21 protein-coding genes, 2 tRNA genes and 1 other RNA gene are annotated in these 21173 nt (G+C 73.1%); 10 read left to right on the top strand and 14 right to left on the bottom strand.

Annotated features, from left to right (window positions below):
- Positions 1–129: 129 nt before the first annotated feature.
- Complete coding sequence (locus tag M3148_RS10015; RefSeq protein ID WP_251304547.1) at positions 130–1038, top strand: alpha/beta fold hydrolase; 909 nt, start codon at positions 130–132, stop codon at positions 1036–1038.
- Between the two features lie 6 nt (positions 1039–1044).
- On the opposite strand, the gene nth is transcribed toward M3148_RS10015, so the two are convergent.
- Positions 1045–1746 carry an endonuclease III gene (gene nth, locus M3148_RS10010; RefSeq protein WP_251304546.1) on the bottom strand — a complete coding sequence of 234 codons (702 nt, stop codon included), beginning with the start codon at positions 1744–1746 and terminating at the stop codon, positions 1045–1047.
- Between the two features lie 96 nt (positions 1747–1842).
- Here nth and M3148_RS10005 point away from each other — a divergent pair, with 96 nt between their 5' ends.
- Entirely contained in the window at positions 1843–2520 is a 678-nt protein-coding gene (locus tag M3148_RS10005; protein ID WP_308203235.1) for a Crp/Fnr family transcriptional regulator, read from the top strand.
- An 87-nt stretch (positions 2521–2607) separates the two neighbouring features.
- Here M3148_RS10005 and M3148_RS10000 read toward each other — a convergent pair whose 3' ends face one another.
- Genes M3148_RS10000 through M3148_RS09990 form a run of 3 tightly spaced genes read right to left on the bottom strand, consistent with a single transcriptional unit; the run spans position 2608 to position 3569 of the window.
- On the bottom strand, positions 2608–3075 hold the full coding sequence (locus tag M3148_RS10000; RefSeq protein ID WP_251304545.1) for a RidA family protein: 468 nt from the start codon (positions 3073–3075) through the stop codon (positions 2608–2610).
- Complete coding sequence (locus M3148_RS09995; protein WP_110851617.1) at positions 3072–3224, bottom strand: DUF4177 domain-containing protein; 153 nt, start codon at positions 3222–3224, stop codon at positions 3072–3074. The genes M3148_RS10000 and M3148_RS09995 overlap by 4 nt, the downstream gene beginning before the upstream one ends.
- A gap of 9 nt (positions 3225–3233) precedes the next feature.
- On the bottom strand, positions 3234–3569 hold the full coding sequence (locus M3148_RS09990; RefSeq protein WP_251304544.1) for a WhiB family transcriptional regulator: 336 nt from the start codon (positions 3567–3569) through the stop codon (positions 3234–3236).
- Between the two features lie 210 nt (positions 3570–3779).
- Between M3148_RS09990 and M3148_RS09985 the strand changes: the two genes are divergently transcribed.
- From M3148_RS09985 to M3148_RS09975, 3 genes are all read left to right on the top strand, one after another.
- On the top strand, positions 3780–6128 hold the full coding sequence (locus M3148_RS09985) for a transglycosylase domain-containing protein (protein WP_251304543.1): 2349 nt from the start codon (positions 3780–3782) through the stop codon (positions 6126–6128).
- A gap of 2 nt (positions 6129–6130) precedes the next feature.
- On the top strand, positions 6131–7042 hold the full coding sequence (locus tag M3148_RS09980; protein ID WP_251304542.1) for a metallophosphoesterase: 912 nt from the start codon (positions 6131–6133) through the stop codon (positions 7040–7042).
- 72 nt (positions 7043–7114) lie between these two features.
- A tRNA-Pro gene (locus M3148_RS09975) sits at positions 7115–7188 on the top strand.
- Between the two features lie 58 nt (positions 7189–7246).
- On the opposite strand, the gene M3148_RS09970 is transcribed toward M3148_RS09975, so the two are convergent.
- Both M3148_RS09970 and trxA read right to left on the bottom strand, forming a co-directional pair.
- A complete protein-coding gene (locus tag M3148_RS09970; RefSeq protein ID WP_251304541.1) occupies positions 7247–8065 on the bottom strand; it encodes a DUF3152 domain-containing protein in 819 nt (272 codons plus the stop codon).
- 71 nt (positions 8066–8136) lie between these two features.
- Complete coding sequence (gene trxA, locus M3148_RS09965) at positions 8137–8511, bottom strand: thioredoxin (protein ID WP_251304540.1); 375 nt, start codon at positions 8509–8511, stop codon at positions 8137–8139.
- A gap of 94 nt (positions 8512–8605) precedes the next feature.
- Here trxA and M3148_RS09960 point away from each other — a divergent pair, with 94 nt between their 5' ends.
- Positions 8606–10462 carry a prolyl oligopeptidase family serine peptidase gene (locus tag M3148_RS09960; RefSeq protein WP_251304539.1) on the top strand — a complete coding sequence of 619 codons (1857 nt, stop codon included), beginning with the start codon at positions 8606–8608 and terminating at the stop codon, positions 10460–10462.
- 89 nt (positions 10463–10551) lie between these two features.
- Here M3148_RS09960 and M3148_RS09955 read toward each other — a convergent pair whose 3' ends face one another.
- The 7 genes from M3148_RS09955 to ffs all read right to left on the bottom strand — a co-directional run bounded on the left by M3148_RS09955 (position 10552) and on the right by ffs (position 17969).
- The gene (locus tag M3148_RS09955) at positions 10552–11625 is read right to left on the bottom strand and encodes an aspartate-semialdehyde dehydrogenase (protein ID WP_251304538.1); all 1074 of its coding nucleotides are present in this window, start codon (positions 11623–11625) and stop codon (positions 10552–10554) included.
- Positions 11622–12896: an aspartate kinase gene (locus M3148_RS09950; RefSeq protein WP_251304537.1), complete on the bottom strand. Its 1275-nt coding sequence runs from the start codon at positions 12894–12896 to the stop codon at positions 11622–11624. Before M3148_RS09950 ends, M3148_RS09955 begins: the two co-directional genes overlap by 4 nt.
- Before the next feature lie 134 nt (positions 12897–13030).
- Positions 13031–13807 (bottom strand): sulfite exporter TauE/SafE family protein, encoded by a 777-nt coding sequence (locus M3148_RS09945; RefSeq protein ID WP_251304536.1) that lies wholly within the window; start codon positions 13805–13807, stop codon positions 13031–13033.
- 57 nt (positions 13808–13864) lie between these two features.
- A complete protein-coding gene (locus M3148_RS09940; protein WP_251304535.1) occupies positions 13865–14458 on the bottom strand; it encodes a DUF5063 domain-containing protein in 594 nt (197 codons plus the stop codon).
- A complete protein-coding gene (gene recR / locus M3148_RS09935; protein WP_251304534.1) occupies positions 14451–15050 on the bottom strand; it encodes a recombination mediator RecR in 600 nt (199 codons plus the stop codon). The genes M3148_RS09940 and recR overlap by 8 nt, the downstream gene beginning before the upstream one ends.
- Positions 15051–15204: 154 nt before the next feature.
- Positions 15205–17820 (bottom strand): DNA polymerase III subunit gamma and tau, encoded by a 2616-nt coding sequence (locus M3148_RS09930; protein WP_251304533.1) that lies wholly within the window; start codon positions 17818–17820, stop codon positions 15205–15207.
- A gap of 52 nt (positions 17821–17872) precedes the next feature.
- An RNA gene (gene ffs, locus M3148_RS09925) (signal recognition particle sRNA small type) lies at positions 17873–17969 on the bottom strand.
- A gap of 129 nt (positions 17970–18098) precedes the next feature.
- Here ffs and M3148_RS09920 point away from each other — a divergent pair.
- The 3 genes from M3148_RS09920 (at position 18099) to M3148_RS09910 (ending at position 19293) form a co-directional block, all read left to right on the top strand.
- A tRNA-Ser gene (locus M3148_RS09920) sits at positions 18099–18183 on the top strand.
- Positions 18184–18262: 79 nt separating this feature from the next.
- Positions 18263–18586, top strand: coding sequence for a type II toxin-antitoxin system VapB family antitoxin (locus M3148_RS09915; RefSeq protein ID WP_251304532.1), 324 nt, complete (start codon positions 18263–18265; stop codon positions 18584–18586).
- 71 nt (positions 18587–18657) lie between these two features.
- Positions 18658–19293, top strand: coding sequence for a LytR C-terminal domain-containing protein (locus tag M3148_RS09910; protein ID WP_251304531.1), 636 nt, complete (start codon positions 18658–18660; stop codon positions 19291–19293).
- Between the two features lie 34 nt (positions 19294–19327).
- On the opposite strand, the gene M3148_RS09905 is transcribed toward M3148_RS09910, so the two are convergent.
- Positions 19328–20629, bottom strand: a complete 1302-nt coding sequence (locus tag M3148_RS09905) for a uracil-xanthine permease family protein (protein ID WP_251304530.1) — start codon at positions 20627–20629, stop codon at positions 19328–19330.
- Positions 20630–20725: 96 nt separating this feature from the next.
- Here M3148_RS09905 and M3148_RS18315 point away from each other — a divergent pair, with 96 nt between their 5' ends.
- The gene (locus M3148_RS18315; RefSeq protein WP_251304529.1) at positions 20726–21172 is read left to right on the top strand and encodes a DUF4190 domain-containing protein; all 447 of its coding nucleotides are present in this window, start codon (positions 20726–20728) and stop codon (positions 21170–21172) included.
- The last annotated feature ends 1 nt before the right edge of the window (position 21173 follow it).

The following is a 21173-nucleotide window of genomic DNA, read 5'->3' as shown; positions in this document are numbered from 1 at the left end:
CCCCCCCTCCGCCCCCTCCTTCCTCCGCATATGCGGGAAATTCGCAGCCAGGACCCCGTCCAGCACGCGAATTTCCCGCATATGCGGGGGTTGGGGTGGGGTGGGTCGCGGACCGTCTACGCTTCCCCCGTGGCTGGTGGACAGGGTGTGGTGTGGCAGGACGGACCGTGGGAGCACCGGTTCGTCCCGGCGAACGGTGCGCGCTTCCACGTTGTCCTCGCGGGCCCCGAGTCCGGTGAGCTCGTCGTCCTGCTCCATGGCTTCCCCCAGTTCTGGTGGGCCTGGCGCCACCAGCTGACTGCGCTGGCCGACGCCGGCCACCGCGTGGCGGCGATGGACATCCGCGGCTTCGGCGGTTCGGACAAGCCGCCCGGTGGGCACGCGACGCCGGTGCTCACCGCCGACGTCGGCGGCGTGGTCCGCTCGCTCGGCCGAGAACGGGCGGTCGTCGTGGGCCACAGCTTCGGCGGCATCCTCGGGTGGTCGATGCCGGTTCTCGAGCCGCGCGTGACCCGCGCCGTCGCCGTCCTCAGCGCCCCGCACCCGCTACCGCTGCTGCGCCTCCGCAACCACCTCGGCGCGCGCGCCCGCGCCTTCCTCGCCCGCGTGCAGGTGCCGTGGTTCCCGGAGCAGGCGCTGCGCCGCGGCGACCTCGTCACGCGCGTCCTCACCGACCTCTCCGCACCCGGCCGGGTCCTGCCACCCGAGGAGCTGCGCGCCTACCAGGCCGCGGTGCGCCTCCCGTCGGTCGCCCACACGAGCCTCGAGCACCTGCGCTGGCTCGTGCGCTCGACCCCGCGCCCGGACGGCCGCCGCTACCTCGCCGCCATGGCACACCCGGTGACCGTGCCGGTCCTCAGCGTGCGCGGGGGCGCGGACCGCTTCGCCCCCGCCGCCGCCTACGCCGCGGACCCGGCGTACGTGCGGGGCCCGCTGCGCACCGCCGTCGTCCCGGGTGCCGGGCACCTGCTGCCCGAGGAGGCCCCCGAGGCCGTCACCGGGCTCCTCCTCGACTTCCTCGCCGGCCTCCCCGACTGACCGGCGTCAGTCGGGGCGGCGCACGAGCCCCTCGGCAACCGCCGGGTCGGTCTCCCCGACCCCGTAGTTCGGGCACACGCCGGCGAGCACGCAGGCGCCGCAGGCGGGCCGGCGCGAGTGGCAGACGCGACGACCGTGGAAGATCAGCCGGTGGCACAGCATCGTCCACCGCTCCGCCGGCACGAGGGCGGCGATGTCGCGCTCCACCTTCACCGGGTCCTTGTTCTCGGTCCAGCCCAGGCGTCGCGCCAGCCGCCCGACGTGGGTGTCGACCGTGATGCCGGGGACGCCGAAGGCGTTGCCGAGCACGACGTTCGCCGTCTTGCGGCCCACGCCGGGCAGCTTCACCAGCTCCTCGAGGTCCGCCGGCACCTGCCCGCCGTGGTCGGCGAGCAGCGCCGCAGCGAGGCCGCGCAGCGAGGTCGCCTTGGCGCGGAAGAAGCCCAGCGGCCGCAGCACCTCCTCCAGCTCCCCCTGACCCGCGGCCGCCAGCTCGGCCGGCCCGGGCCACCGCCGGAAGAGCGTCGGGGTCACGGAGTTCACCCGCACGTCCGTCGTCTGCGCGGACAGGACGGTGGCGACGAGGAGCTCGAAGGGGGTGGAGAAGTCGAGCTCGCAGCGGGCGTCGGGCCACTCCGCGGTGAGGACGTCGTCGACCTCGACGGCGGGTGCCGGGCCACGCTCGGCGAGCGGCAGGTCGGTGCTCACCGGGCCAGGTTACGGGCGGCAGCCTGCTCTCAGTGGCAGGATGGTCGCCATGGGCTCCGGCCCGGCCGCCGACACCGACGTGAAAAGGAAGCAAACGTGGACGACTCCGCGATCAGCTCCGTGCCCCTCTTTGCCTCCCTCGACGACGACGCTCGAGCGGCCCTGCGTGAGGCCATGCACGAGGTGAGCCTGCGTCGCGGGGAGACCCTCTTCCACGAGGGTGACCCCGGGGACCGTCTCTTCCTCGTCATCGAGGGCAAGATCAAGCTCGGGCACCGCTCGACCGACGGCCGGGAGAACCTCCTGGCCATCCTCGGCCCGGGCGAGCTGCTCGGCGAGCTCACGCTCTTCGAGCCGGGTGAGCGCACCGCCACGGCCACCGCCGTCGCCACTGCCCGCCTGCTCGAGCTGCAGCACGACCCGTTCATGCACCTGCTCGACACGCGCCCCGAGCTGGCCAAGCACATGCTGCGCGCGCTGGCCCGCCGCCTGCGCCGCACCAACGAGGCGCTCGCCGACCTCGTCTTCTCCGACGTCCCCGGCCGCGTGGCCAAGGCGCTGCTCGACCTGTCGATCCGCTTCGGCGAGCAGACCCCCGACGGCCTGCGGGTGGCCCACGACCTCACCCAGGAGGAGCTGGCCCAGCTCGTCGGCGCCTCCCGCGAGACCGTCAACAAGTCCCTCGCCGACTTCATCTCCCGCGGCTGGATCCGCCTCGAGGGCCGCGCCGTGCAGATCCTCGACCTCGAGCGCCTCAAGCGCCGCGCGCGCTGACCCGCGCCTCCCGCCCCCACATTCGCCGAGAGCCGGATTCCTCCGTGGAGGAATCCGGCTCTCGGCGTGTGTGTGGGGCGCGTGTCGTCAGGCGACGGCGAGGACGAGCTCGATCTCCACGGGCGCGTCGAGGGGGAGGGCGCTGACGCCGACGGCGCTGCGCGCATGGCGCCCGGCCTCGCCGAAGATCTCCCCGAGCAGGTCCGAGGCGCCGTTGACGACGCCCGGCTGGCCCGTGAAGGCGGGGTCGCTGGCGACGTAGCCGACGACCTTGACCACCTGGACGACGGCGTCGAGGTTGCCGACCTTCGCGGCGACGGCTGCGAGGGCGTTGAGCGCCGCCACGCGGGCGAGCTCAGTGGCCTGCGCGGGCGCGACGAGCCCCTCGCCGTCGCCCACCTTGCCGGTCACGGGCAGCGCACCGTCGACCATGGGCAACTGACCCGAGGTCCACACGAGGTCACCGTGACGGACCGCGGGCACGTAGCTCGCGACCGGCGGCACGACCGGCGGCAGCGAGAGCCCGAGCTCCTGGAGACGCCGGGCGATGCTCATGCCTTGGGGCGCTTGAGGTAGGCGACCGGGTTCTGTGTGGGTCCAGGCACCACCTGGACGAGCTCCCAGCCGTCGGCGCCCCACTGGTCGAGGATCGCCTTGGTGTTGTGGATGAGCAGAGGAATGGTCGCGTACTCCCAGGTCGTCATGGCGCCATTCTAGGCCTGACGGATCTTGGCGAGGATGCGGGGCGCACGGTCGGCGCGGAGCTCGGCGATGATGTCGTCCTCCTCGTCCTGGAGCCGGTCGGCCCAGGACCGTACCTCGGGGTAGCGGCGCAGCAGCGCGCGACGCTCCCGCTCCGTCAGCCCACCCCACACCCCGAAGGTGACGTGGGAGTCCAGCGCATCGGCCAGGCACTCCATCCGCACCGGGCAGCGGAAGCACAGCTCCCGGGCCGCCCGCTGCGCAGCCCCACGGACGAAGAGCTCGTCCGGCTCGATCGTCCGACACGCGGCCCGCGCGGCCCACGTCTGGTCGTCGTGAGTGCTCATGCCCCACCTCCTGCGTTCCCACGGCATCGTTGCCGCTCGTCTGTGTCCCGACGCTAGCCCTCTTAGTCGGGACGTGGAAGGCCTATGGCGTAATCGTGACCTTGCCGAAATCGTCACATGTCACAGGCTGGATGTCCACAACCCTGCGAAAAGTCGGTGACCTGCCCCACCGTGCACCCCTGCGCGGGGCACGCGCCGTACCCTGGAGCAATGCCCTCACGTCCCATGCCGCGCGGGCGCGCCGTCCGCCCCGTCCAGCTCGTCGCCATGATGATCGCGTTCATGCTGATCGCCGTGGCCGGAGGAGTGCTGACGGCAGGGCTTCTCCTGCCCGCCGTCGGCTCCGTCGGCGCCGTCGGCAACGCCACCACCGACCTCTTCAGCGACATCCCCACCGAGCTCGAGATCGACGAGCCGTCCGAGCAGAGCGTCATGTACGACGCCAAGGGCAACGAGATGGCCGTCTTCTTCGCGGAGAACCGCGTCGTCGTCGGCTTCGACGACATCTCCCAGCACGTCAAGGACGCCGTCGTCGCCATCGAGGACCACCGCTTCTACGACCACGGCGGCGTGGACCCCGAGGGCATCCTGCGGGCCGTCGCCCGCAACGTCGGCGGCGGCGACCTCGAGGGCGCCTCGACGCTCACCCAGCAGTACGTGAAGAACATCCAGGTCGAGGAGAGCCGCGTCAGCAACGACCCGGAGCTCTACCAGGCAGCCACGGAGACCGACGGCGCCGCGGGCATCGCTCGCAAGCTGCGCGAGGCCCGGCTCGCCATCGCCCTGGAGAAGGTGCGGTCCAAGGACGAGATCCTCACCGGCTACCTCAACATCGCCCAGTTCGGGCCCTCGCAGTACGGCATCGAGTCCGCCGCGCACCACTACTTCAACAAGACGGCCGCGGACCTCAACATCCCCGAGGCCGCGATGCTCGCCGGCATCACGCAGAACCCCGCCAAGTGGGACCCGGTGAGCAACCCGGAGAACGCCGAGCAGCGCCGCAACACCGTGCTCGGGCGCATGCTGTCCCTCGACGCCATCACGCAGGAACAGTACGACGAGGCCGTCGCGATCCCCATCGCGGACATGCTGCTCGACGTCCAGGACACGCCCCGCGGCTGCGCCGTCGCCGGCACCGCCGCCTACTTCTGCCAGTACGTCGTCAACGAGATCCTCACCAACGAGGCCTACGGCGAGACCGTCGAGGACCGTCGCCAGCTGCTCAACCGCGGTGGCCTGGAGATCCACACGACCCTCGACCCGGACAAGCAGGAGGCCGCCTTCAAGGCCGTCACCGACTCGGTTCCGATCGAGGACCAGTCCGGGATCTCGATGGCACTGTCGTCGATCGAGCCGGGCACCGGCCGGATCTTCGCGATGGCCCAGAACACCCGCTACGGCATGGCCTCGGAGGACGACCCCCGCGCCACCCAGGTCAACTACAACGTCGGGCAGTCGCACGGCGGCGGCTCCGGCTTCCTGTCCGGGTCCACCTTCAAGGTCTTCACTCTCGTCCAGTGGCTGCGCGATGGCCACTCCCTCATGGACCGCGTCAACTCGGCGAACCGCGTGTTCCCGCGCGAGGTCTGGGACATCTCCTGCGGCGACTACGCGCCCGCGCCCGGCGATCCCTACAAGCCCAAGAACCTCGAGGGCTTCGGCGGCGGCGTGGAGACAGTGCTCGAGTCGACGCGGAAGTCGGTCAACACCTCCTTCGTCGTCATGGCGCAGCAGATGGACCTGTGCGACATCACCGATGTCGCCGCCGACATGGGAGTACGCACCGGTGACGGCTCCGAGCTGAAGCCGAACCCGGCCATGGTTCTCGGCACCAACACCGTGACCCCTCTGTCGATGGCCAACGCCTATGCCACCCTCGCCGCCGGCGGCACGTACTGCGAGCCGATCGCCATCACCACCATGGTCGACCGGAACGGCGAGGACTTCCCGGTGCCCCCCTCGGACTGCCAGCAGGTGCTCGAGGAGGACGTCGTCAACGGCGTCACTCACGCCCTCCAGGCGGTCATGGGTCCGGAGTGGGACTCCACCGGATCTCCCGCCCGCATCCCTCCCCGGCCAACCGCGGGCAAGACCGGCACGGCGAACGACGCGATGCACGCCTGGTTCGTCGGATACACCCCGCAGATCTCCAGCGCGGTGTGGATGGGGTACGCGAACGGTGACCAGCCGATGGTCAACCTCACCATCAACGGCCGCTGGGTGCCGAGCGTCTACGGCGGTCTCATCGCGGCACCGACGTGGAAGGCCTACATGCTCGAGGCCACCAAGGACATGCCGATCGAGAATTTCGACGACGCAGCGAGCACGGTGGTGCGCGGGGAGTTCCTCAGCGTGCCGAGCATCGGCGGGCAGACCGTCGAGGACGCCCGCCAGACGCTCGAGGCGGCCGGTTTCAACACCACCATGGGCTACCCCGTGGACTCCGGCTGGCCCGAGGGCCTGGCCGTGGCCACCACCCCCGAGGCCGGCAGCAGCGCCCGGCGCGGGGAGACGGTGACGATCTACACGAGCGGCGGCCGGGGCGGGGGCGACGACTGACCGTGCTCAGCAAGCTCGCGGCGGCCACCGCGCTCACCGCCGTCGGCGGTCTCGGCTGGGCCGTGACCGAGACGCGGCTCTTCACCGTGCGCACCCACGTGGTGCCGGTGCTGGCGCCGGGCAGCCGGCCGCTGCGGGTCCTGCACGTCTCCGACCTTCACCTCACACCTACCCAGCGGCGCAAGCAGGAGTGGGTACGCCGCCTGGCGGACCTGGAGCCGGACCTCGTCGTCTCCACCGGGGACAACCTCGCCCACCAGGAGGCGGTGCCCTCCGTGGAGCACGCCCTCGGCGAGCTGCTCACCGTGCCGGGTGTGTTCGTCCTCGGCTCCAACGACTACTACGCCCCGCAGCCGAAGAACCCGGCCCGGTATCTCATGCCCTCCTCGCGGCGGAGCACGACGAGCGAGGAGCCCCAGACCCTGCCCACCGACGAGCTCGCCGACGTGCTGGGCTCCGGGGGGTGGCTCGACCTCACCAACACCCGCGGGAGTCTCGACGTCGCCGGTCGGCGGCTGTCCTTCGTCGGTGTCGACGATCCCCACCTCGAGCGCGACCGCTTCCCCGCCCCCGGTGGCGAGCGCGGCAACCTCCACGTCGGCGTCTCGCACGCCCCGTACACGCGCGTCCTGGACCAGATGGCCGACGACGGGTGCGGGCTGGTCCTCGCCGGGCACACCCACGGCGGCCAGCTCCGCGTCCCGGGGTACGGCGCGCTCGTGACGAACTGCGACCTCGACCGGGAGCGAGCGAGGGGGCTCCACGGGTGGCCGGGGCCCCGTCCGGACGCGCCCGGGGGGCAGGGCTCGGCGTGGCTCAACGTCTCGGCCGGCATGGGCACCTCCCCGTACACGCCGGTGCGCTTCGCCTGCCGGCCCGAGGTCAGCCTGCTCCAGCTCGTGGCCACCGAGTAGCGACATGCCTCACACGGCGGGGTGGCGGTTTCACTCCTGAGCAGGTGCTCCGCTATCCTGATCTGGCTTTACCGGGGTGTGGCGCAGCTTGGTAGCGCGCCTCGTTCGGGACGAGGAGGTCGTGGGTTCGAATCCCGCCACCCCGACCGGTAGAAGGCCCGGGACCGTGAGGTCCCGGGCCTTCGTCGTCTCCGCGAGCGGCCGTCAGCCTGCGGGCCAGCCGTTGGGCAGGCAGCCGCCCAGGCCGAGGGTCTGCTGGACCATGACCGGGGCCGGCTCGCCCGGGGCGGGGCAGCCGACGTGCCCGTAACCGATGACGTGGCCGACCTCGTGGTTGACGAGGTAGTGGCGGTACTCGGCGACCGTCCCACCGGCCTCGAGGAAGGGCTCGGCGCCCTGCGCCCAACGGACCGCGTTGAGGACGGCGTAGCCCACCCGGCCGCACGAGACGGTGCCGCCGGTGTCCACCGGGGCGCACAGCTCGTCGGTGGTGGCCGGTGAGGCGAGCGTGAGGTCGACGTCCGCCTCGCCGTCGGTGCGGGCGAAGACGACGGAGCCGTCGTGGCCCCACCCGCGCGGGTCGTTGAGCGTGTCCATGACCTGACGGGCGAACTCGCGCCCGTCCACCCCCAGCCCCGTCTCGACCTCCACGCGCACGGTGACGACGCGCTCCGCCTCGTGCGGGGCCGCGACGGCGCCCGGGACGGTGCGCAGGTGCCCGCCGGCGTCGTGCGGCACGGCGGTGCGCCACAGGCCGCCCTGCTCGGCGAGAAAGGCGAGAGTGGGTGCCTTGGCGGGCGGCTTGCGGTCCTTGCCACCGACGGCGGATGCGCGGTTCTCATCAGGCGCGCGTGCGCCGTCGGGCACCCGTCCACCGTCGGGCACGCCCGTGCCGCCGAGGATCCGGGGGGCCACCCAGGGGTCCCCGGACTCGGGCACGGGCGCCGGCGTGGGCGCCGGGACGGCGCCCAGCAGGGCGGCCGCCGTCGCCAGCGTCGCCATGCCCCACGACACGCGTCTCATCTCACCTCACGGGACATTGCCGGCGTCCCCCGCCGCGCGGGGGGCGGCGGCGCGGACGCGGCCGAGTGTACTCAGGCCTGCTGCTCCGCCTGGGCGTCGGCAACCTTGGCCCGGACCTCCTCCATGTCCAGGCCCTTGACCTGGTCGATGAGCTGCTCGAGCTGCGGGCCGGGCAGGGCACCGGCCTGGGAGAAGACGAGGACGCCCTCACGGAAGGCCATGAGCGTGGGGATCGCGGTGATGCCGGCCTGAGCGGCGAGCTGCTGCTCCGCCTCGGTGTCGACCTTGGCGAAGACGATGTCCCCGTGCTTCTCGGAGGCCTTCTCGTAGACCGGCGCGAACTGCTTGCAGGGGCCGCACCAGTCGGCCCAGAAGTCCACCAGGACGATGTCGTTGTCCGTGATGGTCTGCTCGAGGGTCGTCGCGGTCACGTCGGTGGTAGCCATGCTCACTCCTGTCGATCGGGGTTGTCTGCGGGTCAACACGTGGCGCCGTCAACTATTCCGTCTCGCGCGTGCGCCGCCAACCTACGCTGGGCTCATGTCGAGGCTGTCACGCTCCCGCGGCCGGCGCACGCGCGCCGCACGCAGCTCACCGGGCGGTTGGCCGCCCCCGGCCTGGGAGCAGCGCTTCCGGGCGCCCGAGGTCGAGGTGCCCGAGTGGGCAACGGACGCGCCGGACCGCGCGTGCGTCGTCGCGACCGTCGAGGGGCGCCCGCAGGCGCACTCGTGGGAGGCGAGCACCGGACGTCTCGTGGCCGCCACGGACCGTCCCGCGGGCACGACCGACGCGACGATCGACCCGGCCGGCCGGTGGCTGTGGTGGTTCGCCGACACCGACGGCGACGAGTGGGGCAGCTGGCGGCGCCAGCCCTTCGGCTCCCCGCCAGGGTGGTCCGCCGAGACGCCGCTCCCGCTTCCACCCGCCTACCAGGCGGGTCTGCACCTCGCGCGCGACGGCACGGGCGTCGTCGGGCGCACCGACCCGGACGCCGGCACGACCATCCACCAGGTCTTCCTCGACGGCTTCTCGGCGACCCCCGCCCCGGTGCTCCTCTACGCCGGGGACCACGACGCCGAGGCCGCGGCCCTGAGCGACGACGGGAACCTGCTCGTCGTCGGCCACGGCGAGCGCGGCGACCCGCGCCACCCGGCCCTGCGCGTGCTCTCGGCGGACACCGGCGCGACGGTCGCCGCGCTCGACGACGGCCCGGGCCGTGGACTGTGGGCGCTCGACTTCCCGCCCCTCCCCGGCGACTCCCGCCTCCTCGTCCTCCACGAGCGCACCGGCACGCCCCGAGCCGCGGTCTGGGACGTGCTGAGCGGCGCGTGGCGCGAGCTCGCCCTCGACGTCGACGGCGAGGTCGCCGACGCCACGTGGTACCCCTCCGGGGACGCCGTGCTGCTGGCCGTGGACCACCGGGCGCGCACCCGCCTGCACCGCCACGACCTGCGCACCGGGCGCAGCACCCTGGTCGGGCCGGCCGACGGGACCGTCGACGGCGCGACGGCGCGCCCCGACGGCGACGTCTGGTACTCGTGGTCCTCGGCCGCCGAACCGCCCAGCGTCCGCACCACCCGGACCGGCGCCGTCCTCCTCGCTCCCGTCGGCCCGCGTCCCCGCCTGTCCGTCGGGGTGCGCGACGTCGACGTGCCGGGTCCCGACGGCGAGGTGCACGCGCTCCTGCGGCTGCCCGCCACGGGGACGGGCCCGCACCCCGTCGTCGTCGACGTCCACGGCGGGCCGGCCGACCACCGCACCGACTCCTTCTCCCCCACCCTGGCGGCCTGGGTGGACCACGGCTTCGCCGTCCTCAGCGTGAACTTCCGCGGCTCGACCGGCTACGGCACCCGGTGGCGCGACGCCATCGAGGGCGACGTCGGCCGGGCAGAGCTCGCCGACATCGCCGCCGTCCACGGCGGCCTCGTGGCCGAGGGGACGCTGGACCCGCGGCGCTCGGTGCTCGCCGGGGCGTCGTGGGGCGGCTACCTCACGCTGCTCGGCCTGGGCACCCAGCCCGAGCGGTGGGCGCTCGGCCTGGCCGACGTACCCGTGGCGGACTACGTCGCGGCCTACGAGGACGAGCTGGCCACCCTGCAGTCGGTCGACCGGGCGCTGCTCGGCGGCTCACCGGAGGAGGTCCCCGAGGCCTACGCGGCCGCGAGCCCCATCACCTACGTCGGCGCGGTACGGGCGCCGGTGCTGCTGCTAGCGGGGCTGAACGACCCGCGCTGCCCCCTGCGGCAGGTGCAGCGCTACGAGAGCGCCCTGCGGGAGCGGGGCGGCGTCGTCGAGCTCTACCAGTACGGCGGCGGGCACGGTTCGCACGTCGCCGCCGAGCAGGTGCAGCAGATGCGGGTCCAGCTCGACTTCGTCACCCGCCACCTCCCCACCTGACCGCCGAGTACGCACAAACGGTCACCGGGCGGCGCTGGCAGGCGCCCGCTGGTGACCGTTTGTGCGTACTCGGCGGAGGGGTGTGGGGGTTACGCGCCGGCGAGGATCTTCTCGGCGAGGAGCTCGGCGATCTGGATGGTGTTGAGCGCCGCGCCCTTGCGCAGGTTGTCCCCGACGACGAACAGGGCGAGCCCGCGGCCGTCCTCGACGCTCTGGTCCTGTCGGATACGACCGACGAAGGTCGCGTCCTTGCCCGTCGCCTCCAGGGGCGTGGGCACGTCGGCGAGCTCGACGCCCGGGGCGTCCGCGAGGAGCTCGCGGGCGCGCTCGGCGGAGATCGGGCGCTCGAACTCGGCGTTGATCGACAGCGAGTGGCCGGAGAACACCGGCACCCGCACGCAGGTGCCGGAGACGGCGAGCCCGGGCAGGTCGAGGATCTTGCGGGACTCGTTGCGGAGCTTCTGCTCCTCGTCGGTCTCCTCGCTGCCGTCGTCGACGATGCTGCCCGCGAGGGCGACGACGTCGAAGGCGATCGGCGCGACGTAGGTCTGCGGCTCGGGCAGGGTCACAGCGGAACCGTCCTGCGCGAGCGCCGTCGTGTCCTGCTCGACGGCGGCCCGTACCTGGGTGTCGAGCTCACGGACCCCGGCGACACCCGATCCGGACACGGCCTGGTAGGTCGAGACGATGAGCCGCTTGAGGCCGGCCTCCTCGTGGAGCACCTTGAGCGTCGGCATCGCGGCCATGGTCGTGCAGTTGGGGTTGGCGACGATCCCGGCGGGGATGTCCTCCAGGGCGTGCGGGTTGACCTCGGAGACGATGAGGGGCACCTGCGGGTCCTTGCGGAACGCCGAGGAGTTGTCCACGACGAGCGCACCGGCCGCGACGAAGCGCGGCGCCTGCTCCCGGGACGTGGCCCCGCCGGCGGAGAACACGGCGATGTCGATACCGCTGACGTCCGCCGTCGCCACGTCCTCGACGACGACGTCCTCGCCCTTCCAGGGCAAGGTCGTGCCGGCGGAACGGGCAGAGGCGAAGTAGCGGATGGCCGCGACGGGGAAGTCGCGGTCCTCGAGGATCTGGCGCATGACCGCGCCGACCTGCCCGGTGGCGCCAACGACGGCCAGCGTGACGCCGGCCCGGTCTGCTGCGTGAGTGCTCATCGCCCCGACCCTCCGTAGACCACGGCCTCGGACTCGCTGCTGTCCAGCTCGAAGGCGCTGTGGACGGCGCGTACGGCGGCGTCGAGCACCTCGGCGCGGGTGACGACGGAGATGCGGATCTCCGAGGTCGAGATCATCTCGATGTTGATGCCGGCGTCGAAGAGCGCGCCGAAGAGCTTGGCGGAGACGCCCGGGTGGGAGCGCATGCCCGCCCCGACGAGCGAGAGCTTGCCGATCTGGTCGTCGTAGCGCAGGTCCGCGTAGCCCAGGTCCCCGGCGGCAGCCCGCAGCGCGGCGAGGGTGGCCTCGCCGTCGGACTCGGGCAGCGTGAAGGAGATGTCGGTGAGGCCGGTGGCCGAGGACGAGACGTTCTGCACGATCATGTCGACGTTCGCGCCGGCGCCGGCGACCACCGCGAACAGGCGGGCGGCCGCACCCGGGACGTCGGGGACCCCCTTGACGGTGATCTTGCCCTGGCTGCGGTCGTGGGCGACCCCGGCGATGATCGGGTCTTCCATGCTGCTCTCCTCGCTCTGGGAGTCGTCGTTGCTGATCCAGGTCCCCACCTTGGAGGAGAAGGAGGATCGCACGTGGATGGGCACCCCGTAGCGGCGGGCGTACTCGACCGCTCGCAGGTGCAGGATCTTGGCGCCGTGCGCCGCCATCTCCAGGGTCTCCTCGCTGGTGATCGAGGTGATCTGGCGGGCGGTGGGCACGATGCGCGGGTCCGCGGTGAACAGGCCGTCGACGTCGGTGTAGATCTCGCAGACGTCGGCGTCCAGCGCCGCGGCGAGGGCGACGGCGGTCGTGTCGGAGCCGCCGCGGCCCAGGGTGGTGGCGTCCTGGTTCTCGCTCACGCCCTGGAAGCCGGCGACGATCGCGACGCCGCCCTCCTGGATGGTGCGGGCGATGCGCTCGGGGACGACGCCGACGATCGAGGCCTTGCCGTGGGCGGCGTCGGTGAGCACGCCGGCCTGCTGGCCGGTGTAGGACCGGGCCGTGACGCCGAGCTCGGTGATCGCCATCGCGAGGATTGCCATGGAGATGCGCTCGCCGGCCGTGAGGAGGATGTCCAGCTCACGCTCGGACGGCGTCGCGGTGACCGAGGCGGCGAGGTCGAGCAGCTCGTCGGTGGTGTCGCCCATGGCCGACACGACGACGACGACGTCGTTGCCGGCCTCCTTGGTCTCGACGATCCGTTTCGCGACGCGCTTGATGCTGGTGGCGTCCGCGACGGACGAACCGCCGAACTTCTGCACGACAAGGGGCACGAGAGGGCTCCGCTGGTTGGGTACAGGTGGAGCCGGCCGGGAGGGGGCGCGGCCCCGAGAACGCAGCACAGTCTAGGTCGATCTCAGATCTCGGTCATCCAAGTGTCCGCCCGCTGGAAAGCCTGCGTCAACGGTCACCCGCTGAGCACGTCCCAGCCCAGACGGGCGATGAGCGCGAGGACGACGACGAGGAACACGATCCGGACGAAGCTGCTGCCCTTCGCCACGGCCATCCGCGCGCCGAGGTAGCCACCGGCGAGGTTCGCCGCCCCGAGCGCCAGGCCCAGGCCCCACAGGACGGCGCCGTGCGGGACGAAGAACAGGAGCGCGCCGGCGTTCGTCGCGAAGTTGACGATCTTCGCCAGCGCCGAGGCCGGCAGAAAGGCGTAGCCGAGCACGGAGACGAGGCTGATGACGAGGAAGGTCCCGGTGCCGGGGCCGAGCAGCCCGTCGTAGGCGCCGATGATCAGGCCGAGGGCGGCGGCGGCGAGGTGGTGGCCGCGGCCGCTCCAGCGCAGGTCGGTCGTGGCGCCGATCTTGGGCCGGGCGATCGTCCAGGCCGCCACCGCGAGGAGGACGACGAGGATGATCGGGGTGAAGAGCTCGGCGGGGATCTGGGCGGCGAGCACTGCCCCGCCGAAGGCGCCGACGAGCGCGGCCAGTGCCATGGGCGCCGCTGTGCGCAGGTCCGGGCCTACGCGCCGGTAGTAGGTGAGGGCGCTGACCGATGTGCCCATGATCGAGCCGACCTTGTTGGTCGCCAGCGCCTGGACCGGGCTGATGCCCGGGACGAGGAGCAGCGCCGGCAGCTGGATGAGACCACCGCCACCGACGACGGCGTCCACCCAGCCGGCGGTGAAGCCGGCGAGCAGCAGGAGGACGAGGCCGAGGACGTCCAGGTCGAGGGGCACCCGCCCATCCTGCCGCACCAGGCCGGGCGGCCCCTTCGGGGATCGCGGCGGATGGGGTCAGGCGCCGCCGTCGGCGTGGAGGGCGTCGAACTCGGCGTCGGCGGCGACGTCGGCCGGCACGTCGAGGCGGACGTGGGAGAGCACCGAGAGCAGGGCGCGCAGGGCGGCCGCGGCGCGGTCGCCCCAGTTGGACAGGTAGGAGAACTGCCACCACCACAGCGCCTCGATGACGTTGCCGGCGCGGTGGTGGATGAGGCCGCGACGCAGCGCGAGGGCCACCTCGGCGATGTCCGCGGACAGCATGCCGGAGACGGAGACGTTGTCGACGAGCGGGTCGGGGACCTCGCGGTACTCGTCGAGGCCGTCGAAGACGTTCGCCAGACCGAGCCGGAGCGGGTCGGCGTCGGGCTCGTCGCCGTCGTCGGGCTCGAAGCGCTGCGGCGGGACGACGTCGGTGACCGCGCCGAGACGGGCCCCGGCGGCGCTGAGGTCGGCGAGCGCGAGGAGGAGCAGCGAGATGGCGAGGTCCGGGTGGGCGCCGGCGGCCACCTGCGTGGCCGTCTCGAGGAAGCGCTCCGACTCGGCGGCCATCGCGCCGGCCAGGGCGTGGAGGTCGGCGGCCTCCGCGGTCTGCGTCTGGTCCTCAGGCATCGATCCTCCTGCGTCCCTCGAAGGCCCGGCCCAAGGTGATCTCGTCCGCGTACTCGAGGTCCCCGCCGACGGGCAGGCCGGAGGCGAGCCGCGAGACGGGGATGTCCATGCCGCGCAGCATCCGGGCGAGGTACGTGGCGGTGGCCTCGCCCTCGATGTTGGGGTCGGTGGCGAGGATGACCTCGGTGACGTTGCCGTCGGCCAGGCGGGTCATGAGCTCACGGATGCGGAGGTTGTCCGGGCCGATCCCGTTGATCGGGTTGATCGCGCCACCGAGCACGTGGTACTTCCCCCGGAACTCGCGGGTGCGCTCGATGGCGACGACGTCCTTGGCCTCCTCGACGACGCACAGGACGTCGTCGCTGCGGCGGGTGTCCAGGCAGATGCGGCAGCGCTCACCCTCGGAGACGTTGCCGCACACCTCGCAGAAGCGGACCTTGCTCTTGACCTCCGTGAGGACGTGCGCGAGCCGCTCGACGTCCGCGGTCTCGGCCGAAAGAATGTGGAACGCGATCCGCTGGGCGCTCTTGGGCCCGATCCCGGGGAGTCGACCGAGCTCGTCGATGAGGTCCTGCACAGCGCCTTCGTACACCTGGACAGCGTACGTCCCCCCGGTGACACCGGGGCGGTGGGGGTGATCAGCTCCGCGCACCGACCGCACGCGAGACTGACGAGCGCTAGGGGTATGCCACCCGCGCTCGGTAGTTTCGCGTGCGCTCGCTGGCGGGCGGGCCGCGCCGCGGCGGCTACTCCTCGTGGATGATCGTCCCGCCGAGCATCCGCTCGATGAGGGGCGCCCCGACGAGCCCGGAGTGCTCCGCGTCCGGGTCGTCCATGCTCGGGACGTCGTCGGCGGGCGCGATCCGTGCCGCGGCGGGCGGCTCCGGCGCAGGCGGCGCCGTGCGCAGTGCAGCGGCGCCTGCCTGCTGGCCCGCTCCGTCCCGTCCCGTCGCGGACGACGACGGCGAGCCGGCCGACGGCGGTGACGCGGCGGGGGCCCGGGAGTCGGGCTCGGGGCTCGGCGGCGCCGCCGGCTCGGCGGTCCAGGCCGGCGGCTCGGGTGCGGGCTCGCCCCAGGGCTCGGCCGCGGGGCCGGGGTCCGGGGCTCCCCAGGCGGAGGAGGTGGCCGGTGCGGGGGCCGCGTAGGGGGCCTCGCCCTGCCGCCCGTCCTCGGCCGCGGTGCTGAGCACGGGCTCGATGCGGAGCTGGACCCCGAGGGTCTCGAGGAGCGCGCGCTGGAGGTGCTCGCTGTGGGCGCCGCTGCCGAAGGTGTGCGCGAGCCCGGAGGTGGCGAAGGCGAGGTGGAGCACTCCCCCGGAGACTTCGCCGACCTGGGCGTTCTGGGAGACCAGCGCCCAGGTGGTGCGCTTGAAGCGCGCGAGGGTGGAGAGCACCTCTGGCCACCGGCGGCGGATGAGGTCCGCGTCCGGGCCGGTCGGCGCGGGGGCGGCAGGCGCGGCGCCGCCGCTGGGCGTCACCCCGCGGCTGGGCGCAGGGCCGCCGGGGGCCGGGCTCGCGGGCGCGCTGCCCCAGCCGGCCTCGGACCGCGTCTCCGCCGCCTGCCGCGTGGCCGGGACCTGGGTCGCGGGGCGCTCGGACGTCCGGTCCATGCCCCACGCGGGCTGCTCGCGCTGCGGGGGCTGGATGGCGGGGCGGTCGTCCTCCTGCGCGGACCCGGAGGGCGGGGCGTCCTGCGAGCTTGCGACGTCCGACCGCTCGGGGGCGGCAGCCTCGCGTCCGGTCTGCTGCTCCTCGCGGGGGCCGTCGTGGCTGGGACGCTCGGCCGCCGCCGGACCGGCGTCCGACTGCTCCTCCACCCGGCGGGTGTCCTCCCGCTGCGGGTGGTCGTCGCGGTCCGGTCCGGAGGCGGGCTGGGACCCGGGGGCCGCAGACCCGGCCTGCGTCGGGGTTGGGGCCTCCTCGGCGGGCGCCGACGCAGCCTGGGACGGCGCGGACCGAGCGGGCGCGTCCTGCGCGGGAGCCGACGGCACGGGCGCGGCCGGGGTCGACGGCGCGGGCGCTGCCTCAGCCGGAGCGGACGGTGCAGGCGCAGCCTTGGCCGAGGTCGACGGCGCGGCGCCAGCCTCGGCGGGCGACGGCGCGGCCTGAGTTGGAGCCGACGGCGCGGGCGCAGCCTGGGCACGCGCGGACTGGGCCGCCACGGGCTGGGCGGCAGCCGGAGCGGCCGGTGCGCCTCCCCCGCTGGAGAGATGACGCTCGATGCGGTCCAGGCGGGCCCCGTGGCCGCGGGCGGCGTCGTCCGCGCCCGGCAGGAGCAGCCGCGCGCACATGAGCTCGAGCTGCAGACGCGGGGAGGTGGCGCCGCTCATCTCGGTGAGGGCGTCGTTGACGAGGTCGCCGGCGCGGGTGAGCTCGGCGGGGCCGAGCTGCTGGGACTGGACCCGCATGCGCTCGAACTGGTCCCTGGGCAGCGAGCGCAGCACGGAGACCGCGTGCTCCCCGGACACGGCGATGACGACGAGGTCGCGGATCCGCTCGAGGAGGTCCTCGGCGAAGCGCCGTGGGTCGTGCCCGGAGTCGATGACGCGGTCCACCACGCGGAAGAGGCTCGCGCCGTCGCGGGCGGCCAGCGCGTCGACGACGTCGTCGAGCAGGGTTGCGTGGGTGTAGCCGAGCAGGGCGACGGCCCGCTCGTAGCTGACCTCACCGTCCTGGGCACCGGCGATGAGCTGGTCGAGCACCGACAGGGAGTCACGCACCGAGCCGCCGCCCGCGCGGACGACGAGCGGCAGCACGCCCGTTTCCACCCGCACGCCCTCGGCCGTGCAGAGCTCCTCAAGGTAGGACTGCAGCCGCTCCGGCGGCACGAGGCGGAAGGGGTAGTGGTGGGTGCGGGAGCGGATGGTCCCGATGACCTTCTCGGGCTCCGTCGTCGCAAAGACGAACTTCACGTGCGCCGGCGGCTCCTCGACGAGCTTGAGCAGGGCGTTGAAGCCCTGGCTCGTCACCATGTGCGCCTCGTCGATGATGAAGATCTTGTAGCGGTCCCGGGCGGGGGCGAAGGCGGCCCGCTCCCGCAGCTCGCGCGCGTCGTCGACGCCACCGTGCGAGGCGGCGTCCATCTCGACGACGTCGAGCGAGCCGGAGCCGCCGCGGGCGAGGTCGACGCAGCTGGGGCAGACACCGCACGGGGTGTCCGTCGGGCCCTCGGCGCAGTTGAGGCAACGCGCGAAGATGCGCGCCGACGTCGTCTTCCCGCAACCGCGAGGCCCGGAGAAGAGGTAGGCGTGGGTGATGCGGTCCGAGCGCAGCGCGGCCCGCAGCGGGTCGGTGACGTGCTCCTGCCCGATGACGTCCGCAAAGGTCTCGGGGCGGTAGCGGCGGTACAGGGCGGTGCTCACCCGACGAACTCTAGGCGCCCGGAACCCCTCCCCGCGCCCCCCTGTGCAGACATGCAAGGACCCCTCGCGCACCCGCCAGAGCTCACCTGCCCTTGCTGCCTTCCGGCCCTGGGGGAGTTCAGTGAGGTGACGCCGCACGAGGGGTCGTCACCAAGTCTAACGGACGCTGAGGACCGGTCCATCCCGCCGCCCCGACCGGGGCCCGGGTGAGGGATGGCGCACACCTGGGCCCCGGCGGTTCGATCCGAGGCCGGTCCTCGGGTACTCTCGACCCGCCAGGAGGATTCGCCTAGTGGCCTATGGCGCACGCTTGGAAAGCGTGTTGGGTTCACGCCCTCGGGGGTTCGAATCCCCCATCCTCCGCAGTGGGACGGGCCCGCCGGTCAGCCGGCGGGCCCGTTCGCATCTCCCCCTTGGCGCGCTCGCCCCCTACTATCGACGAGTGATCTTCAAGGCAGTCGGCGACGGCCGTCCCTACCCCGACCACGGTGTGGAGACCACCCGCGACTGGGCCGCGGTGGCACCGCGGCAGGTCCGGCTGGACGATCTCGTCACCACCAAGAGCGAGCTCGACCTGCGCCATCTCCTGGCGGAGGACTCCACCTTCTACGGCGACCTCTTCGCCCACGTCGTCTCCTGGCGCGGCGTCCTCTACCTCGAGGACGGGCTGCACCGGGCGCTGCGCGCGGCCCTCCAGCAGCGCCTCCACGTACACGCGCGGGTCCTCGAGCTGGACCTCGACGGGACGGTCCTGTCCACCGGCTGACCCTCCAGGGAACGACATCCGGCGCGTGACGGGTTCACGCCGGAGCGTGCCCACGCACTACCTTTGCCTCTGTGACGACTGACCCCGCCGAGGCCGCGCGCCGTCGTGCCGCCCGTCGCCGCCATCTCCAGCAGCGCCAGACCCTGATCTTCGGGATCATCATCACCGCGATGCTCGTGGTGGCGCTGGTGGCCGCCGCGATGTGGGGCAACGTGATCCCCTCCCCCTTCGCCCGCCCCTTCAGCTCTCCGGAGCCCACCGACGCGGCCAGCACGAACGTGCCCTGTCCGCCGGCGGACGCGCTCCCGGCGCCCTACAGCGAGATCACCGCGAACGTGTACAACGCGACGGACGAGACCGGCCTCGCTGCCCGCACCGCCAGCGGCCTGGCGCAGTACGGCGTCGTCATCTCCCAGCAGGCGAACTACGGGGGCAACCTCGAGGGGGTCGCCAACATCGTGAGCGGACCGCGCGGCCTGCAGGCCGCCTACACCGTCGCCCAGATCGTGCCCGGCTCGACCGTGTCGCTCGACGGGCGGGACAACGCCACCATCGACGTCGTCCTCGGCGGTGCCTTCAGCGAGGTTCCCTCGCCCGAGGAGACGGCCGTGGATCCCGAGCAGCCGCTCCCCCCGCCGCCTGGCTGCACGCCCGTCCCCGTCCCGAGCGACCCCGTCGAGGACGAGGAGGCGGCAGCGGAGGGCTGAGCCGCTTCGCCGCCGCCGCCTCGAGCCTCCGGCCTCAGTCCTCGCGCGAGGCGTCCGGCACCGACGCAGGACTCGCCGGCTCCGCCGTCGTCCCACGCCACCGGGCCAGCGCCCGCATGAGGTGGTAGACACCGAGCGCCGCGGCAGTGCCGAGCGCGATGCCCTCGAAGCGCAGGTCCCCGGCCACCCACGTGTAGTTCGCGATGCCGACGATGAGCGCGATGGCCGCCGTCGTGAGGTTGACGGGGTCGGAGAAGTCGACCTTGGCCTGCACCCAGATGCGCGCGCCGAGCACGCCGATCATCCCGTACAGGACGGTCGCGGCGCCGCCGAGGACGCCCGCGGGGACGGTGTTGATGAGCTCGCCGAACTTCGGGGACATGCTGAGCAGGAGGGCGACGAGGGCGGCGACCCCGTAGGCGGCGGTCGAGTACACACGGGTCGCGGCCATGACGCCGATGTTCTCGGCGTAGGTCGTCGTGCCGGAGCCACCGCCGGCGCCGGCGAGCGTCGTGGCGAGCCCGTCGGCGAGGAGGGCGCGGCCGGTCACGTCGTCGAGGTTCTCCCCCGTCATCGCGGCCACGGACTTCACGTGGCCGATGTTCTCGGCGACGAGGACGATGACGACGGGCACGAACAGTCCCATGAGGGACAGGTCGAAGCTCGGCGCGGTGAAGGTGGGCAGCCCGAGCCAGTCCGCCTCGCCCACGCGGGTGAAGTCGACCTCGTCACGCAGGACCGCTACGACGTAGCCGGCGAGCACGCCGACGAGGATGGCGAGCCGCCCGAGGATCCCGCGGAACAGCACCGTGACGAGGACGACGACGGCGATGGTCGCCAGCGCCGTCGCCGGCGCCTTCTTCACGTTGTTCCACGCGCTCGGCGCGAGGTTGAAGCCGATGAGGGCGACGACGGTGCCCGTGACGATCGGCGGCATGACGACGTCGATCCACCGCGCCCCGGCGAAGTGGACGAGCAGCCCGATGAGCGCGAGGAGAACACCGACGACGAGGATGCCGCCCAGCGCGGCCGGCATCCCGCCCACCTCGGTCGCCGCACCGATGGGGGCGATGAACGCGAAGCTCGACCCGAGGTAGCTCGGGACGCGGTTACGGGTGATGAGGAGGAAGAGGACGGTGCCGACGGCGGAGAAGAAGAGCGTCGTCGACGGCGGGAAGCCGGTGATGAGTGGGACGAGGAAGGTCGCCCCGAACATCGCGACGACGTGCTGGGAGCCGATCCCGATGGTGCGCGGCCAGCTGAGCCGCTCCCCGGGGCCGACCACCTCCCCCGGTCCGATGCGGACCCCGTCCCCGTGAACCGTCCAGATCGCCATGTCCGTGCCCTTCGCCGCAGGTGTGTTCGCCGCCGCGCAGACTAGCGGCACCAGGGCGCCCGGCCCGGCCGTGTCCCAGCGTGCAATCCTTGACGCGTGGACGACGGTCAGTGGCGCGCGCCGGGGCGTGAGGAGGGCGTGCCCCCGCGAGAGCCGTACGCCTCCGCCGGCGCTGCGGTCCCGGCGGGCGAGCCCTACGGGGGCGCACCGGCGCGATCCCCGTACGTGACGCCGTCGTCGTCCGCGTTCGACACGAGCGAGCGCCACCGCGACCGGGTGCTCGGCGGGGCCGGCTACGACAGCCCCGCCTACCGCAACGACCGGGTCGCGGTCGCGGCGATGGTGTTCGGCGTGCTCGGGGTGGTGGTGCCGGGGCTGTGCCTCATCGCGATCGCCTTCGGGCACCTGGGCCTGCGCCGACTGCGGACCTCCTACGAGGGCGGGCGCGGGCTCGCGGTGGCCGGGCTCGCTCTCGGGTACGCGATGACCGCAGTGTGGACAGGGCTGTTCCTCCTCTTCCTCTCCGCGCGGACAATGATCTGAG

This window comes from Georgenia satyanarayanai, from assembly GCF_023715365.1.
Taxonomy (GTDB): domain Bacteria; phylum Actinomycetota; class Actinomycetes; order Actinomycetales; family Actinomycetaceae; genus Oceanitalea; species Oceanitalea satyanarayanai_B.
The sequence above is the reverse complement of the archived record's forward strand: the minus strand, read 5'-3'. Positions and strand labels throughout refer to the sequence as shown.

Coding starts and splice junctions, on each gene's coding strand:
- M3148_RS10000 (WP_251304545.1), bottom strand. CDS start 3,075: ATGAGCATCGCCCGGCGTCTCCAGGAGCTCGGGCTCTCGCTGCCGCCG.
- M3148_RS09995 (WP_110851617.1), bottom strand. CDS start 3,224: ATGACGACCTGGGAGTACGCGACCATTCCTCTGCTCATCCACAACACC.
- M3148_RS09990 (WP_251304544.1), bottom strand. CDS start 3,569: ATGAGCACTCACGACGACCAGACGTGGGCCGCGCGGGCCGCGTGTCGG.
- M3148_RS09985 (WP_251304543.1), top strand. CDS start 3,780: ATGCCCTCACGTCCCATGCCGCGCGGGCGCGCCGTCCGCCCCGTCCAG.
- M3148_RS09970 (WP_251304541.1), bottom strand. CDS start 8,065: ATGAGACGCGTGTCGTGGGGCATGGCGACGCTGGCGACGGCGGCCGCC.
- trxA (WP_251304540.1), bottom strand. CDS start 8,511: ATGGCTACCACCGACGTGACCGCGACGACCCTCGAGCAGACCATCACG.
- M3148_RS09960 (WP_251304539.1), top strand. CDS start 8,606: ATGTCGAGGCTGTCACGCTCCCGCGGCCGGCGCACGCGCGCCGCACGC.
- M3148_RS09955 (WP_251304538.1), bottom strand. CDS start 11,625: ATGAGCACTCACGCAGCAGACCGGGCCGGCGTCACGCTGGCCGTCGTT.
- M3148_RS09940 (WP_251304535.1), bottom strand. CDS start 14,458: ATGCCTGAGGACCAGACGCAGACCGCGGAGGCCGCCGACCTCCACGCC.
- M3148_RS09905 (WP_251304530.1), bottom strand. CDS start 20,629: ATGGCGATCTGGACGGTTCACGGGGACGGGGTCCGCATCGGACCGGGG.